Here is a 15254-nt window from a genome sequence, read left to right as displayed (position 1 = left end):
CCCTCTCCTTATCACATTCTTTTCGCAGACTCCCCTAAGCCCAAAATCCCCTCAGGCTTACAGCAGGGAGTGCACCAGCTGCTGCGTATACGGCTGCTGCGGGTCATCCAGAATCTGGTCGGTCAGTCCCTGCTCGATTATTTTCCCGTCCAGCATGACGATAGTCCGGTCTGAGAGCATCCTGATGACCGCCAGATCATGGGACACAAGCATAATCGATATATGGAATTCCTGCCTGATCCTGCGTATTAGTTCCAGCACCTTCGCCTGTACGGATAAGTCCAGCCCGGTCGTCACCTCATCCAGCAGGAGGATTGCCGGGTTATTTGCCAGCGCCTTTGATATCTGTACGCGCTGCTGCATTCCGCCGCTGAAGTTTTTCGGGGGCTCTTTCTTTCTTGACTGCAGGATCTCTACGGCATCGAGCAGCTCCCCGACACGTTCATTCATCCCGGCATAGTTACGCCGTCCTGCCGCTATTAGTTTCTCTGCAATATTGCCAGCACTGGAATAGTCCATGCGCAGTCCCAGCATAGGGTTCTGGTACACCATCCCCATGACATGATTCTTGATATATTTTTTCTGCTGCAGGCTTTGTCCGAAAATATCCGTCCTGCCGTCTTCAAAATCCCGGAGATACCCTTTTCCTTCTGTAACAGGGAAGTCAAAATAAAGACTCTTCATCAAAGTGGATTTCCCTGACCCCGATTCCCCGACAATGCCAAGTATTTCCCCTTCATAGAGTGTCACGTTAACATCATTGCATGCCCATACCGTCTTGCAGTGCGGACAGGTATTCTTCACCAGCCTGCCGCCATTTCTGCAGTACTCACATGTCCTGCCGTAACGGACCGTCAGGTTCTTCACTTCCAGTACCGGCTGTTCCATCATGCCCCACGCTCCCTTCTTTTTTGGCAGAACCCGGTATCGCTGCATTCGTATACCGTTTCGCCTGTCTTCTCGTCAATGATTTCATCCAGATAAACGCCTGCCGCCCCACAGAGCCTGCAGTGTTTGCCTTCGAAATCCTCTGTCTGAAAAGGAACATCCTCGAAACACATGGACTCTATCTTTGTGTGGGGGGGAACTGCATATATTTTTTTCTCGCGCCCCGCACCGAACAGATACAGGGTGTCACTGTCATTCAGTTTCTGATTGTCGTATCTCGGGATCGGGCTGGGATTCATAACATACCGCCCCTCGGCCATGACCGGGTATTCCGAACTGATGCTGATCTCCCCGAACCGGGTCAGATCCTCAAACAGGGACAGCCACATGCCGCTGTATTCCGCTTCTGCATGCATCTGTTTTGTGACAGATTCTTTCGGTTCCACAATGCGTAAGGGCTCCGGGGTCGGTACCTGTAATACCAGAATCTGGTCGTTTCTCATCGGAATCTCCGGAATACGGTGGCGGCTCTGGATGATGCTGGCCTCCTCTGAATCTGTCGTCAGTTCTACACCTGTGCACTCTTCGACCAGTTTCTTGATATTTACCGCATTCACACTGTCATCACTGCCCTGGTCAATGACTTTGAGTACATCTTCCTTTCCGATGATCGAAAGCGTGATCTGGATTCCCCCTGTTCCCCATCCCCTTCCGATTGGCAGCTCACGGGACCCGAACGGAACCTGATATCCCGGAATTGCCACTGCTTTTAAGATGCTCCTTCTGATTTCCCGTTTCGAGCCCTCATCAAGGAATGCAAAATTATAATGCTTCGCGTCAATCATTTTTCTCCTCCTGCTCATCCTCCTGTATTCTGACACGGTCCAGTTTTGACTGGAAGGTGACATAGTGCGGCAGCTTCAGATGGGAAATAAAGCCGCTCATTTCCAGACAGTCCCCGTGGGTCAGCACAAATTCCTCGTCCTGGGAAGGTGTGTTCCCCTCCGTTTCCAGACTCGCATCCGCAATGGACATCGCGATTGCTTTATTTTCATTTCTTCCGAAGATGAGTCCATATCCTCCGGAAAGTGTCATTTTATCAAACTCTTCCTCTGTTTCCGTGTGGGAGGGGACAAGTGCCTCGACCTCTGTGACCAGAATATCCCCGATACAGATTTCCTCAGATTCATCCAGTACATAGGGGATGCAGACTTCGACATAGCCGCAGCGCAGTTCAGAAACCGTTGGATGGACCGCCCCGTATCCCCGCATGGAACTGTAGGCCACCCCGCCAAGGAAACCGGCGTCACTCCTTGCAAATGTCTGCAGTCTCGCGCTTCTCGGTGCGGGAAATGTCAGCACATCGCTTGTCACATCGAACGGAGGGGTATTGTCCTCCTCTGTCTCCGCCAGCACCTTCTCTTTTTTCAGGATGTCCGTCACACGTCCGCAGCGGATATCATATCCTTCCTTTGCAACACTCCTGCCAGTATCTTCACTTACTTTTTCTTTCTTTTTTTGCTGCCGGTTGTTTTCTTCCCCATCCATGAGGGAAAAGTCCAGAAGGCGATGGGAATAATCGTAAGTCGGTCCCAGTATCTGTCCTCCCGGTATGTCCTTGAATGCCGCCGAAATTCTCCTGATCAGCCGCATATCAGAGGTATCGACCGGCAGGGAATAATAATTTCTCGGGAGGGTGGAGCGATATGCCCGCAGAAGGAAAACAGCCTCCTCCACGCTGCCCTCGCACTGTTTCAGCGCCAGTGCCGCATATTCCCGTGAATAGAATCCGGCTTCACTCATAATTTTGTCGATTAAAAGCCCCATGTTGTCTTTGATGCAGGACACACTGATATCAGTTTTACTGTCCCGGAATATCTCCAGCAGCTTCAGGGACTGCTCAATCGCCTCCCGGCCGCCGGTTACTGCTACATAAGCCATCTTTTTTCTCCTTTTCTGCTAGTAAATGTGTCATGCCGGTATCAGTCTTTCAGCCTGCACAAACGTGGAACCCCCATGATGTTCCCCTTTGTATCCGCAAAGACCAGGTCTATTCCAAGCGGATATTCAATATGGAGGCTGTCACGCAGCGCAGTCACCTTTTTTATGTAAGGATACACATTGACCCGGAGCGTATCTTTGATCCCCGGCCCCTGTACCTTCATCTCCTCCGTCCCTTCTATCGCCGCGCACTTCAGGAATATAGTCGCCGATAACTGGGGGTCCGCATAAGTACCATGCTTTACATTCTTAAGGATCTGCTCCATAGAACCATAGTTCATTTCCGAAGAGAGAAATACATAATCCGCTTCGTCCAGACTTCCCTCATGGCATAAAGTCAGGCTGTGCAGCTCAGACGAAAGGTCCGGATTTTTTTCCACATACATTGTTTCCTCATTATCGAGCAGCGTACACCCCAGGGCCATAAGCTCCGGATACGCATTTTCAAATTTTCCCGCCTGTACTCTGATATTCTCAATCCTCCCCGGATTGGACAGGGCATCCAGCAGTTTTCGAAACACCTGCTGCCCGTCAAACACAAAATCAAACTCATACGCCAATTTTAAATTCACTGCCATTGCCTATTCTCCCATCACATTAAAGTTCACCTTTGACTTTTGGACTGCAAGGTTCAATTCCGCCCGCTTTTCAGCCTGACGGTTTTCCAGCATCAAAAGCCGGTCCAGTATAACCTTCTTTTCATCCTGCCTGCCCTCCAGATTCAGAAAACCATCAATCACGGCTGCCGCCACAGCTTTCTCAAAATCATCCCCCGCTATCATTCCTGCCCCCTTCACACCATCCACAAGGACCATGCACTCTGACGCCAGCACCTCCCCGAGATAGAATAAGGACTTCTTTATCGATTCCCGGGCCTTCACCATAACCAGAGTTTTCTGCGGCTGCTTCATAATCTGCACCCTGCATCGTTCATAAACAATAGACGCAGTCTCTGCCGCTTCCTCCTTAGACGCCCTCGCCAGAATCCTGGAAACCTCCCGTTTTGTCATCCATGTACCCTCCCAACTTCTATGAATAGAAACCTGTTTTTCCGCTTCTTTGTGCATCTTATTGCAGGTGTGTAAAGTCGCCAACTAAATTACGTAAACTCTCTGTAAAGTTGTCTGAATTGTGTTGTGTGCCCATATTTATGTTGATATAATCCAGAGGAAACCGGAAGGTACCGCAAAGGGGTCAGACCCCTTTGCGGGCCATTGTCTGAAATCTATGGGAGATGTGTGCAAATGAAGAAAAAATGGACATGGGAATCTATTGTAGATGTTTTAATTCGCGAATTTCAGGAATGTAAGTACAAAAAGGGGGAAAAGATGCCGAGCGAAAATAAGATGGCTGTCCGTTTCGGGGTGACACGCTCGGAAATACGAAAGGCGTATGAACGGCTGAAGGAGCTGGGATATGTGTATTCAATGCAGGGATACGGCAGCTTTTTTTCCGGGAAACGTGAGAAAATCCGTCTTTCTATGACGGATCAAAGTTTCTCCGAGAAAATGTCGGCTCTGAATCTTCATTTTGAGACGAAAAATATCGGCTGCCAGAAGCTTCGGGATGATTCGCTGATTCATTCCATGCTGGATGTTGATTTTAGTGAGCCGGTCTATAAAATTACACGGCTGCGCATTCTGGACAGTGAGCCCGCGGCGATCCATATCAGCTATATGGCGGAAGACTTATTCCCGTGTATCCGGGATGACGGAGCATCCATCACTTCAGTGTATGATTACATCCATAACTGCGGATATGTAAACCTGCACAGTGAAAACACGCAGATCACGGTTTCTTCCCTTAGTAAAAGGGAGCGTGCCCTCCTTGAAATCAAAGGATACGCCCCCAGTCTTGTGCTGACCTGCCGCTGTGTGACCCTGCCCTCCAGAACGGTTGTAGAAGTGGCACGCACGATTTACCGCAGCGACCGGTTTATATTTGAAATTTAATGATGCCAGGGTCAAAAGGTCATACAATGCATGCTTGCATGCAATTGGATGACTTTGGGACCCGTAAAACATGAGAAAGTAGCCCGATTAGGGCGGATTTCGAATGTTTTTAGGATTTTGGGAGCACGCAGTGCGGAGAAATCCGTAGGCATCAGGGGTCAAAATACCTTTTGACCCCAACATCAATTTAATGAAACTAAACATGGTGCTCAAAGAGCATCCACGTTTTTCGTTGCTACGATGTCAACTCCGGTCCCGGCCGCGTTCTGAAGAATTACATCACCAATGCGTACAGGTGCTTCTGCCTGTGCGTTTTTTAATGCCTTCACACAGTCAAAGATTTTTCCCTTCGGAATATCCGTTTTCGTCTTCACGGAGACCATTTCCTGTACACCGCCTGTGACCCGCACGGTTGTCGTTACAATCCTCGTCGAATTTGTGACTTCTTTTCTTGCATAGCTGTCTCCTCTGGGACAGGTATTGCCTGTCACAGAAATCACTTTCCCTTCCTCTGTCTCCACACTCAGGGGACAGCCCATCGGACAGCCAATACAGATTAATTCTCTTCGTTCCATCTTCTACGCCTCCTCTACCTGAATGCTAAGCTCCGCCGGTCCTGACAGTCCCGCCAGCTGTGATTTTTTGATTTTAACTTCCTCCATCTCACCGGGCGCCATGACCGGGCGCTTCCTGTGGAGAATCCGCTCTCCATTCAGATAAACACCAATATAGCAGTTCTTATATACACTGCCTACACGGAATCTTATGATCTGCTCCTCACGCATTCTGTCAGGATGGATAAGGGACGGTACCGTATAGCGCACGCCGTTCTCCGGCTTTAATGTAACCGTGGCAGATGCTTCCTGACCCGCCGCCGAATCCGTTTTTTCATATGCTTCCGCTGTTCTCTGAGAGTTATCCACATAATGTGCCGCATTTTCCCCCGCCATTGCCGCCTCTTCGGAAACAAAATCAACCAGATCGTGAACATGCAGTACATTTCCACAGGCAAACACGCCTTCTATATCAGTCTCCAGACTCTCATTCACAACCGGACCTGAGGTTACAGGGTTCAGCGTCACGCCCATCTGCCCTGAGAGTTCATTCTCCGGGATCAGGCCAACAGACAATAGAAGGGTGTCACATTCATACTCTTCTTCCGTCCCCGGGACTGGTTTTCCCTTCCCGTCAACCGCAGCAAGTGTAATCCCCTCGACCCGCTCCCTTCCTTTGATGTCGGTCACGGTATGGCTTAATTTCAGCGGTATCCCGTAATCATCCAGACACTGCACAATATTACGTTTCAGCCCGCCGGAGTAAGGCATCAGTTCCGCCACCACCTGTACCTGTGCACCCTCCAGCGTCATACGCCTTGCCATGATCAGGCCGATATCACCGGAACCGAGAATGACTACTTTGCGCCCCGGGAGAAATCCTTCCATATTGACGAGCCGCTGAGCTGTTCCTGCCGAGTAAATCCCTGCCGGACGGTATCCGGGTATATTCAGGGCGCCTCTGGAACGTTCCCTGCATCCCATAGCAAGAATGACCGCCCCTGCCTGTATCTGATACATCCCCAGTTCCCGGCTCATAGCCGTCACTGTTTTGTCCGGGCTGATATCCATAACCATCGTATTCAGCCGGTATTCAATCTGGAGCTCACATGCCTGTTCAATAAACCGGGCCGCATATTCCGGTCCCGTCAGTTCCTCTTTAAATGTATGTAACCCAAATCCATTGTGGATACACTGGTTTAAAATTCCCCCCAGCTCCTTATCCCGCTCCAGTATCAGAATCCGCTGTGCCCCTGCTTTTCTTGCAGAAACTGCCGCTGAGAGTCCTGCCGGGCCGCCGCCGATAATCACAATCTCATATTGTTCCATGTTCTTTCCTCCCTGCCAAAAATATCTAAATCCGGTAATAATATCTAAATCCTGTCCTTGTTCGTTCCCACAATCAGTCTTGAACCGCCGCCGGACTTCGTGACTGCCTCCATTGGTTCCCCCAGTTCCCTCGCCAGTATCTCCATCGTACGCGGGGAACAAAAACCTGCCTGACAGCGCCCCATGCCGGCCCTTGTCCTGCGCTTGACACCATCGAGCGAGCGGGCCCCCAGCGGCCTGTGGATCGCATCAAGAATCTCCCCTTCGGAAATCATTTCACAGCGGCAGATGATACTGCCGTAAGCCGGATTCTGCCGGATCAGTTCGTTTCTCTCCTCCATCGTAAGTTTAGACGGATCTAAAATCCCCTTCCGCTTCCCCTGAAAACACGGATTCACTTCCAGATTCAGTTTATCTTTTAATATCCCGGCAACCATCTCTCCCACTGCCGGAGCACTGGTGAGCCCCGGCGATTCGATGCCTGCACAGTCGATAAAGCCGGGGGCGTCCTGCACTTCTCCTATGACAAAATCATGCCGGTCCTCGTGGGCACGCAGACCTGCAAAACTGGTGATTACTTTCTTAAGCGGCAGGCCGCTGACATTCTGCCCCGCCTTCTCAGCGATCGCCGCAAGCCCTTCCGGCGTCGTATTCACACCGTCCTTGTCTTCAATATCCTCAGCCGTAGGCCCGACAAGCAGGTTGCCGTGGACCGTCGGCGTCACAAGCACCCCTTTCCCAAGTTTCCCGGGCAGTGCAAAGATCGTTCTCGAAACATGGTCACCCGTGCTCTTATCCAACAGATAATATTCACCTTTCCTCGGGGTGATATGCAGCTTTTCTCTGCTCACCATGTTGTGGAACTGATCTGCATATACACCGGCCGCATTCACAACATATTTTGTCTCATACACTCCCGCTGAAGTCTCCAGCAAAAATCCTTTTTCAGTCTTCCTGATATCCATAACCTCTGTATTAAAATAAAATTCAATGCCATTTCTATTTGCATTTTCGGCAAGGGCAATATTCAGTCCGAACGGGCATACAATACCGGCACTCGGTGCGTAAAGTGCCGCAATGACATCCTTTGTCACATTCGGCTCCAGTTCAAGCACCTGCTCTCTGTTCAGAATTTCAAGTCCCTGCACACCATTTAACTCTCCACGTTTCTTAAGCTCCTCCAGTGCCAAAAGCCCCTCTTCTTCCCTGCAGATCACCAGTGACCCTTTTCTGGAAAACGGGAAATCCAGCTCCTCTGCCAGCTCCCCCATCCTGTCATTTCCCCTGACATTCAGCTTTGCCATCAGGGTTCCCGGCGCCGCATCATACCCCGCGTGTACAATCCCGCTGTTTGCCTTCGAAGTACCGCAGCATACATCTTCCGCCTTTTCAAGGACACACGCCCTGACCTGATATCTGGACAATTCACGGGCTGCTGCCGAACCAGAAACACCTGCGCCTATAATAATTACATCATACATCTTCATACCTCCCATATTCCTTTTAAACGAACAAAAACAGAGTCCGACAAATAAACATATCTGCTGATATGTCATCTGCCAGGCTCTGTTCTCATAGGCATACATTATAAATTTCTACGTCTATTATACACCCCGCCTTTTTAAATTACAACTCTAAATTCCATTACTATGGCAGCACATTCCCTGCCGCACCATATAATTCATACCACTCTTCTTTGGTGATTTCGGTATTCTGCCCTTCTGCAATGTCCCGGATCCTCTGTGGATTCATACTTCCGATGATCGGCTGTATCTTCGCCGGATGGCGCAGTATCCAGGCGATCACGACTGCCGCCGGGGTCACGCCCTTTTCTTTGGCAAAATCGTCCAGTACCTGATTCAGTTCCGGATATTTCTCATAATCCCCAATGAAGGTTCCTTCGAAGAATCCATGCTGGAATGGTGACCATGCCTGAATCGTAATGTTCTTATCACGGCAGTATTCCAGTACTTCACAGGAGCGTCCGACGGACTGGCCGTCATTCATGTTCATATAAATCTGCTGGTTAACCATCCATGTGTGGGCCGGGCTGAACTGGAGCTGGTTCACGATCAGCCGCTGGTTTAATTCCTTCTGGAGCAGCTTCACCAGTGCAGGAGATTCATTGCTGATACCGAAGTAGCGCACTTTTCCTTTGGAAGCCAGAATATCGAACGCCTCTGCAACCTCCTCAGGCTCAACCAGTGTGTCAGGACGGTGCAGCAGGAGGGTATCGAGGTAATCTGTCTTCAGCCTGCTAAGGATTGCATCAACCGCCTCAATGATATGTTCCTTTGAAAAATCATAGTACTGTTTACAGAACGGATATCTGCCGCGGCCTTTCCGGATTCCGCATTTTGACTGAATGACCAGGTCCTCTCTGCGGATGTCTGTTCTTTCCAGTGCTTCTGCAAAGATTTCTTCTGACTTACCAAATCCATAACAGTCTGCATGGTCAAAAAATGTGATCCCTGATTCTACGGCTGCATCGATTACTTTCTGCGCATCCGCTACATCCAGATTTTCCATACGCATACATCCAAGGCCAATTGCGGATGCCTCTAAGGCGCCGCCTAATTTTATTGTTTTCATATTATACAAGTCTCCTTATCTTTCAACAATTTATTTTCACTGTGCTGCTTTTCCTTTTCCCGGAGTCACATTACCCCTTCACCGAGCCGAGCATGATACCACTGACTATGTATTTCTGCAGGAACAAATACAGAAGCAGGATCGGAATCATTGTCAGGAGGAATAATGCAAATGCCAGATTCAACATAGATGTATTCGATGTAATAAATGTAAACTGAAGCAAAGGCAGTACATAATTCGCCGGCTTCGTCAGAACGATGAACGCCAGTCCGAAATCATTCCAGATACTCAGTGCATTGATGACAATTGAGGTCATGAAAATCGGTTTCAGAAGCGGCATGACAATCTTTACAAACATTTTCGGGATACTGGCCCCGTCAATCAGTGCTGCTTCCTCTATTTCCACCGAAATATTTTTTACGAATCCGGTCGTAATGATGACACTGTACCCGACCTGTGCCCCGACCTTCGCCAATATAAAGCCAAGGTTCGTATTCAGCAGTCCCATCCCCCTCAGTTCATCATACAGAGGGAACATATATGCCTGGATCGGCACAAGTAATGTAACAACCATCAGCGTGTAACAGATGGAATATATTTTCCCTTTCCTGCGTGCAATTGCATACGCCGCCATAGCGGAAATAAATACAATAAGTGCCGTACCTACCAATGTAGCAATCACAGTATTCATCAGTACTTTAAAGAAAGGCATTCCTGCGACATAAGTCTGGCGGATCGCTTCCGTAAAGTTCTCAAAGTGCAGTTCTTTCGGCCACGCCAGACCGGTCTGTGCAATCTCCTGTTTTGTCTTAAGTGCATAATTCAGTGCCACATAAAACGGGCTCATAAAGAGAACCAGTACGGCAATCTTAAATATATTCTGTAATACAGAAGAGAGACGTTTTTTCCTTGTCATAGTTCTACCTCCCTCTTTCGTAATGTTTTCGATACAAAGTTAGTAATGATAAATACGACAATCAGCCATACCAGTGCGACCGCCTGCCCGTATCCAGCCTGATATCCCGGGAAGATCATCCTGTATACATAGACATTGATGGACTCTGATGCATCTCCTTTTACCGCTGTCATAGAGTAATCGAATAACTTCAGTCCCCAGGACAAAAGCAGCGTTACGTTAGCTGTAAATGCAGGTACTATCATCGGCATCGTGATTTTTCTGAACTGCTGGAACCTTGTCGCCCCTTCTATAGAGGCACTTTCATACATACTTTCATCTACACCCAGAATAGCCGCTATGTAAATAATCATACAGTATCCGGAATCACGCCATATGGCAATCAGGGCAAGACCCGGAATTACCTGGCTGGGCACAGCCAGAGGGCTGGTCCATGAGAAGGTCTGGCATACCTGGTAGATAAGGTACTGTACCATATATGATGATAAAACCAGACTGATTACAAAAGGCATAAAAAACAATGTTCTTAACAGGTTGTTTAACTTGGTTGCTTTCTTTACCGCAAGTGCCATAGCGAGCCCAATCACATTACAGATGACAGTTTCAATCGCTGTAAACAGGAGTGTATTCTTTAAATCCCTCGGGATATTGATATCACGCAGGATACGCTTGAAATTATCCAGTCCGACAAAGTTCGAAGTCTTGCTGAACCCGTCCCAGTCTGTAAAGGCAATCGGGATGCCACGGATTAATGGATAGTACAGGAAAACAATCATGAATAGTACCGTTGGCAGCAAAAATAGTAAATAAACCCGTTCTCTTTTCCAATACCGCTTCATACTTCCACCGTTCCTTTCCCAAGCCGTCCGCCTGCCCGCAGAACCTGTCTGGCACACCCTGCCGGGCAGCGGAAGCTTTCAAAACCAGATGCCCTTAAAAAGCGGAAAATCTGGAATCAACTTCATCGAGGAAGCCTGTTACAAATTCTTCGGAATCTTTCCCGTCACCATAAGCTGCGAGTCCGTCTGAAAAGAATTTCTGAGCCATGTTCTGCCACTCTGACAGGTAACTTCCGTCAAAATATTTAAGGTCGCCTTTGAAATAATATTCACCGTTATCAAAATATTTGTTAATATCCTGGTTAATCGGATCTGGATTCTCAATTTCAGCAACCAGTTTTGATGCTGAATAAGACTTGCTGTTATCCGCCCATATGCTTAGGCCTTCTGCTGAAGTTGCATATTTCATCCAGGCCAGCGCTGCTTCCGTATTGCCCTCTGCAGCGATCATCATGGCATCATCCACGCCGTAGCGGAGCTTATCTGTTGACTTGTCATCGCCCCACGGAACTGGGAATATTCCGATCTCTCCGTCAGGTGCGCCTTCACGCAGGATGCTTGCACAGAAGTTTCCGTGAATTGTAAATGCGCGGTCCATTGAGCAGAAGTTCTCATATGCAGTATCTCTGGTGATACTCATGTCATTTACTTCAATATATGGAATCAGCATCTCATATGCATTTTTCAATGCCTGCTTGAATTCCGGAACATCTTTGATTGAAATTTCTTTGTCCATAACCTTCTGGATTGCATCGGTATTGCCTCCCGCAATCAGGGCTGCATCCCAGAAAGTCTCCAGTGTGTAGTTACACGGATCTGTGTCTGCGCCGCCAAAGGCAACCGGTGTTACACCGTTTTCTTTTAAGGTATCACATACCTTGATCCATTCTGCTTTGGTTGTCGGAATCTCCAGGCCATACTTATCCAGCAGCTCCTGACGATAGAATACACCGTAGATTTCTTTATCATATGGTACGGACCATATTTTTCCGTCCAGTGTTACTTCTGCGCGGAGTTTTTCATCAAAGTCGTTGATAAAGTCCTCATTTGTCAGGTCATACACCTGTCCTGCCTTGACAAATTCGGGGAATTCTTTCGGACGTCCTGTGAAAATACTTGGAGGGTCGCCAGCAGACATTTCCTGTTTCAGCCGCTCTACATACTTGTCATAAGACAGGCAGATAATTTCAAACTTGTACTCCGGATGTGCTTTTTCCACTTCCCGGCTGATTGCTTCCAGCCCGGCTTTCTTGCCGGCCTCTCCGAACTGTGTCAGAATCTCTACAGTCTCGGTTTTTCCGCCGCCTTTACCGGAATTCTTATCTTCATCTTTAGAATCAGATCCCGATCCACATCCGGCAATCAGAGCCGCGCTCATCGTTACGCACAGTGCTGCCGCTGCAATTTTTGAGAATAAATCTCTTCTTTTCATTTTAATACCTCCCTTTCATCGCACTTCATTTTTTATCAAAAATCCCCTGTCCTGATATTATTTAGATATATGCCGTCATTTCGATCCATCCTCTGTGTACGCTGCCAGGCTCTGCAATAATCAGACCACTTTTTTCATATCCTTTGTTATAGAAGTTATGCGCGTCCGTCATACAGGTCTGGTTTTCCAGACAAAAGAAATCTTCCTCCGGTGTAAATACTACCATCTTATCAAATTCACTGGATGCAGATAATACAAGCCGGTTCCTGCCGTAGCTGATTTCCGCCTCCTGACCACTTAACCCGGTATATACGTCATCCAGCGAAAGGCTTGTTACCTCGCGGGGCCTGCTTAAGTCGAAGCCGGTCCCCCCGGTCTTAAGAATCTTTCCTGTCGGGAAACGGTCCGGTGTACTTTCAAATACCTGCTTCGCAGGAACCCGTATCTTTGCTGTCTCACCAAATGCATATACCGGGAAAAACGGGTGGATTGCAAATCCGAACGGCAGTTCCTTCTGCCCCTGATTATGTACCTCATATTCCAGCCGTATCCCGTTCACTGTCAGCTCCCATGATACCTTCAGGGTATGCCTCCACGGAAAGCTTTGATAAGGGGCGCTTCCCTCTTTAAACTCGATCCATGCACACACCTTCACGCCCTGTTCGGTAAACTCCGGCTGGCCCGCCGCCCATTTCTCATCGTACACAAGTCCATGCAGATACCGTGGCACACCGTTTTTTTCAATTGAATATATCTTTCCTTTAAACTGAAACCTTGCATCCTTTACACGGTTCGGTGTCGGGTATAAAACAGGAATTCCAGAAACCCCTTCATTTCTCAATGTTTCCGGTCTGGTATAAATCAGGTCTTCCTGTCCCGCTTCATACCCGATCAGATTAAAGCCGTAATCCGGCGCAAGATATAGTTTCTGTTCTTTTCCTGATTCATCCGTACTTCGCAGTACGATGACATTCCCGTATTCCCTGTGCTGTATAGTTTCATAATTAAATCGCTTCTTCATCCGAACACATCCTTCTCAATATCAGTCTGGGATATTTTTGCTTTTACTCAATTACAACTGTCCGATTCTCTCCTGTCACGCCCGGGTAAGCAAAGCTGTTCTTTGCATCGTCACACTCCGGGTGTGCAATCATCCACTTATTATTACCGAACAGCAGTCTCTCTTCGCCCTGTCTCTGGGGGATTGCTTTTCTGGTTTCTTCACTTAGCGGAGCATTCGTCATCTCCGGAAGAATAATCGCTGTAGCAAAACCTGTATTACTCGTCTGGCACGGTGCGAAATGCAGCGTCGTTCCAAAAAGTTCGACTGCAGTCCCCTTCGGGATAAAGAACAGTTCCAGCAATTCAGAGTCATAGTGGTTATCCTTTACGTCACGCAGATCTCCCAGCATCAGGACCATGTCCTTCGCCCCGATATTAATTTCAGAAGAATGGTGGTACTCCACTGCATTCATTTTTATATTGTGTCCCCAGCAAAGTCCGCACTGAAGTGCACCTTCTCCTCCAAACCATTGTTCAATATACCGGAAGTCTTCCGTTTCTTCCAGTTCCTTAATTGAACGTTCATATTTCACCCCGTCAAAGTCCCTGCCAAAGCTGCCGGCCACCCGGATCAGTTCCTCTACCGGCAGTCCTTCCAGAATCCTTCCATAACGGGCAAACCGCTCATTGGTTATATCATATATCTGTCCCATTTCTTCTCCTTTTTTATGGGACATACACCTTTACATCCAGCACAATTTTCTTGACCTCCTGAGAGGTTTTGTGTATCAGGTCCAAAAGAAGACTCGTAGCAACAACTGACATCTTAATATCCTTCGCTCCCACGCTGGCAATCTTTATCGGTAAAGGAAATGTCGCCATAACATGATCAAACCCTATAATATCCCGCGCACTTATCGCTTTGTCCTTAAAATCTTCGCTGTCCAGCAGTGAATACAGCCGCATGGCCGTCATATCACTGTAGGTAATTACTCCCGTATAATCGAGTACCTGGCTCAACTGGTATTTCACCTGATCCCATATCATCTTGTCGTTTTTCAGGTCGCAGTGCAGTACTTTTCTTTCATCGTAAGGAATCCCTGCCTCCAGTAAAGCCTGTTTATACCCGCTCAGACGTTCTTTGCTGCTGTGTGCAAAATCAGGTCCGTTTAAAAACACAATGTCTCTGTGCCCTCTTTCCAGAAGGTACTGTGTTGCAATATATCCGCCTTTCTCATCATCCAGTCCCACCGTATTAATTTCCGGGTTCTGACTGATACCTCCAAAAATCACAAACGGAATATTGGATTTTGCCAGCAGCTCTGTATTCGGTCCATCCTTTACTACCGGACAATACAAGATTCCGTCTACATTCTGTCTGAGCGCGGAAAGGATACTATTCTTCTCATAGTCTTCCCGCTCCTCTGTATTGTAAATGATTGCACTGTACTGCTGTGCGCTTAATAAGTTCACAGCACCCTTAATGATTGACGCAAAATACGGGTTGGCAATATCTCCGACTATGATGGCAATCGTGCCCGTCAGGCCGGAGCGCATGGAACTTGCAAGGGCATTTCCGATATATCCCATCTCCTCTGCTGTCTCCACAATCAGTTTCCTCGTATCCTCACTTACTCTCTGTCCCTTCATTGCCAACGATACTGTATTGATTGAAAACCCTGTTTTTTCTGCGATATCTTTCAATGTTACTTTTCTTTTATTCATTATGGATGCTTCCTCTCTTTTTTT

16 protein-coding genes are annotated in these 15254 nt (G+C 48.0%); 1 reads left to right on the top strand and 15 read right to left on the bottom strand.

What is annotated here, in order from left to right; all coding sequences use genetic code 11:
* Window positions 1–57 precede the first annotated feature (57 nt).
* Genes ABIN22_RS00175 through phnG form a run of 5 tightly spaced genes read right to left on the bottom strand, consistent with a single transcriptional unit; the run spans window position 58 to window position 3899 of the window.
* On the bottom strand, window positions 58–936 hold the full coding sequence (locus ABIN22_RS00175; RefSeq protein WP_346906024.1) for an ATP-binding cassette domain-containing protein: 879 nt from the start codon (window positions 934–936) through the stop codon (window positions 58–60).
* Window positions 888–1733: an alpha-D-ribose 1-methylphosphonate 5-phosphate C-P-lyase PhnJ gene (locus tag ABIN22_RS00170; protein ID WP_109731097.1), complete on the bottom strand. Its 846-nt coding sequence runs from the start codon at window positions 1731–1733 to the stop codon at window positions 888–890. The genes ABIN22_RS00175 and ABIN22_RS00170 overlap by 49 nt, the downstream gene beginning before the upstream one ends.
* A complete protein-coding gene (locus ABIN22_RS00165) occupies window positions 1726–2829 on the bottom strand; it encodes a carbon-phosphorus lyase complex subunit PhnI (RefSeq protein ID WP_346906023.1) in 1104 nt (367 codons plus the stop codon). Before ABIN22_RS00165 ends, ABIN22_RS00170 begins: the two co-directional genes overlap by 8 nt.
* A 41-nt stretch (window positions 2830–2870) precedes the next feature.
* A complete protein-coding gene (gene phnH, locus ABIN22_RS00160; RefSeq protein WP_346906022.1) occupies window positions 2871–3467 on the bottom strand; it encodes a phosphonate C-P lyase system protein PhnH in 597 nt (198 codons plus the stop codon).
* A 3-nt stretch (window positions 3468–3470) separates the two neighbouring features.
* Window positions 3471–3899 carry a phosphonate C-P lyase system protein PhnG gene (phnG, locus tag ABIN22_RS00155; RefSeq protein ID WP_346906021.1) on the bottom strand — a complete coding sequence of 143 codons (429 nt, stop codon included), beginning with the start codon at window positions 3897–3899 and terminating at the stop codon, window positions 3471–3473.
* A 234-nt stretch (window positions 3900–4133) separates the two neighbouring features.
* On the opposite strand from phnG, the gene ABIN22_RS00150 reads away from it, so the two are divergent.
* Complete coding sequence (locus tag ABIN22_RS00150) at window positions 4134–4841, top strand: GntR family transcriptional regulator (protein ID WP_346906020.1); 708 nt, start codon at window positions 4134–4136, stop codon at window positions 4839–4841.
* Between the two features lie 209 nt (window positions 4842–5050).
* On the opposite strand, the gene ABIN22_RS00145 is transcribed toward ABIN22_RS00150, so the two are convergent.
* The 10 genes from ABIN22_RS00145 to ABIN22_RS00100 form a co-directional block, all read right to left on the bottom strand.
* Window positions 5051–5416 (bottom strand): DUF1667 domain-containing protein, encoded by a 366-nt coding sequence (locus ABIN22_RS00145; RefSeq protein WP_346906019.1) that lies wholly within the window; start codon window positions 5414–5416, stop codon window positions 5051–5053.
* 3 nt (window positions 5417–5419) lie between these two features.
* Complete coding sequence (locus ABIN22_RS00140) at window positions 5420–6724, bottom strand: NAD(P)/FAD-dependent oxidoreductase (protein WP_346906018.1); 1305 nt, start codon at window positions 6722–6724, stop codon at window positions 5420–5422.
* 44 nt (window positions 6725–6768) lie between these two features.
* Window positions 6769–8205 carry an NAD(P)/FAD-dependent oxidoreductase gene (locus tag ABIN22_RS00135; protein WP_346906017.1) on the bottom strand — a complete coding sequence of 479 codons (1437 nt, stop codon included), beginning with the start codon at window positions 8203–8205 and terminating at the stop codon, window positions 6769–6771.
* A gap of 166 nt (window positions 8206–8371) precedes the next feature.
* On the bottom strand, window positions 8372–9316 hold the full coding sequence (locus ABIN22_RS00130; RefSeq protein ID WP_346906016.1) for an aldo/keto reductase: 945 nt from the start codon (window positions 9314–9316) through the stop codon (window positions 8372–8374).
* A 70-nt stretch (window positions 9317–9386) separates the two neighbouring features.
* On the bottom strand, window positions 9387–10232 hold the full coding sequence (locus ABIN22_RS00125) for a carbohydrate ABC transporter permease (protein WP_109731089.1): 846 nt from the start codon (window positions 10230–10232) through the stop codon (window positions 9387–9389).
* Window positions 10229–11071: a carbohydrate ABC transporter permease gene (locus ABIN22_RS00120; protein WP_109731088.1), complete on the bottom strand. Its 843-nt coding sequence runs from the start codon at window positions 11069–11071 to the stop codon at window positions 10229–10231. The genes ABIN22_RS00125 and ABIN22_RS00120 overlap by 4 nt, the downstream gene beginning before the upstream one ends.
* A 94-nt stretch (window positions 11072–11165) precedes the next feature.
* Window positions 11166–12503 (bottom strand): ABC transporter substrate-binding protein, encoded by a 1338-nt coding sequence (locus ABIN22_RS00115; RefSeq protein ID WP_109731087.1) that lies wholly within the window; start codon window positions 12501–12503, stop codon window positions 11166–11168.
* Between the two features lie 61 nt (window positions 12504–12564).
* Entirely contained in the window at window positions 12565–13524 is a 960-nt protein-coding gene (locus ABIN22_RS00110) for an aldose 1-epimerase (protein ID WP_346906015.1), read from the bottom strand.
* Between the two features lie 43 nt (window positions 13525–13567).
* Window positions 13568–14218: a DUF4867 family protein gene (locus ABIN22_RS00105; RefSeq protein WP_346906014.1), complete on the bottom strand. Its 651-nt coding sequence runs from the start codon at window positions 14216–14218 to the stop codon at window positions 13568–13570.
* Window positions 14219–14231: 13 nt separating this feature from the next.
* Window positions 14232–15230 carry a LacI family DNA-binding transcriptional regulator gene (locus ABIN22_RS00100; protein ID WP_109731084.1) on the bottom strand — a complete coding sequence of 333 codons (999 nt, stop codon included), beginning with the start codon at window positions 15228–15230 and terminating at the stop codon, window positions 14232–14234.
* Window positions 15231–15254 lie beyond the last annotated feature (24 nt).

The organism is Faecalicatena orotica, from assembly GCF_905197545.1.
Taxonomy (GTDB): domain Bacteria; phylum Bacillota; class Clostridia; order Lachnospirales; family Lachnospiraceae; genus Faecalicatena_A; species Faecalicatena_A orotica.
This window is presented reverse-complemented; position numbering and strand designations above follow the sequence as displayed.

Excerpts from the sequence above, each read along its gene's own strand:
- ABIN22_RS00125 (WP_109731089.1), bottom strand. The coding sequence starts at position 10,232 with ATGACAAGGAAAAAACGTCTCTCTTCTGTATTACAGAATATATTTAAG.
- ABIN22_RS00165 (WP_346906023.1), bottom strand. The coding sequence starts at position 2,829 with ATGGCTTATGTAGCAGTAACCGGCGGCCGGGAGGCGATTGAGCAGTCC.
- phnG (WP_346906021.1), bottom strand. The coding sequence starts at position 3,899 with ATGACAAAACGGGAGGTTTCCAGGATTCTGGCGAGGGCGTCTAAGGAG.
- ABIN22_RS00100 (WP_109731084.1), bottom strand. The coding sequence starts at position 15,230 with ATGAATAAAAGAAAAGTAACATTGAAAGATATCGCAGAAAAAACAGGG.
- ABIN22_RS00115 (WP_109731087.1), bottom strand. The coding sequence starts at position 12,503 with ATGAAAAGAAGAGATTTATTCTCAAAAATTGCAGCGGCAGCACTGTGC.
- ABIN22_RS00110 (WP_346906015.1), bottom strand. The coding sequence starts at position 13,524 with ATGAAGAAGCGATTTAATTATGAAACTATACAGCACAGGGAATACGGG.
- ABIN22_RS00145 (WP_346906019.1), bottom strand. The coding sequence starts at position 5,416 with ATGGAACGAAGAGAATTAATCTGTATTGGCTGTCCGATGGGCTGTCCC.
- ABIN22_RS00150 (WP_346906020.1), top strand. The coding sequence starts at position 4,134 with ATGAAGAAAAAATGGACATGGGAATCTATTGTAGATGTTTTAATTCGC.
- ABIN22_RS00120 (WP_109731088.1), bottom strand. The coding sequence starts at position 11,071 with ATGAAGCGGTATTGGAAAAGAGAACGGGTTTATTTACTATTTTTGCTG.
- ABIN22_RS00170 (WP_109731097.1), bottom strand. The coding sequence starts at position 1,733 with ATGATTGACGCGAAGCATTATAATTTTGCATTCCTTGATGAGGGCTCG.
- ABIN22_RS00175 (WP_346906024.1), bottom strand. The coding sequence starts at position 936 with ATGCAGCGATACCGGGTTCTGCCAAAAAAGAAGGGAGCGTGGGGCATG.
- ABIN22_RS00130 (WP_346906016.1), bottom strand. The coding sequence starts at position 9,316 with ATGAAAACAATAAAATTAGGCGGCGCCTTAGAGGCATCCGCAATTGGC.
- ABIN22_RS00135 (WP_346906017.1), bottom strand. The coding sequence starts at position 8,205 with ATGTATGATGTAATTATTATAGGCGCAGGTGTTTCTGGTTCGGCAGCA.
- phnH (WP_346906022.1), bottom strand. The coding sequence starts at position 3,467 with ATGGCAGTGAATTTAAAATTGGCGTATGAGTTTGATTTTGTGTTTGAC.
- ABIN22_RS00140 (WP_346906018.1), bottom strand. The coding sequence starts at position 6,724 with ATGGAACAATATGAGATTGTGATTATCGGCGGCGGCCCGGCAGGACTC.
- ABIN22_RS00105 (WP_346906014.1), bottom strand. The coding sequence starts at position 14,218 with ATGGGACAGATATATGATATAACCAATGAGCGGTTTGCCCGTTATGGA.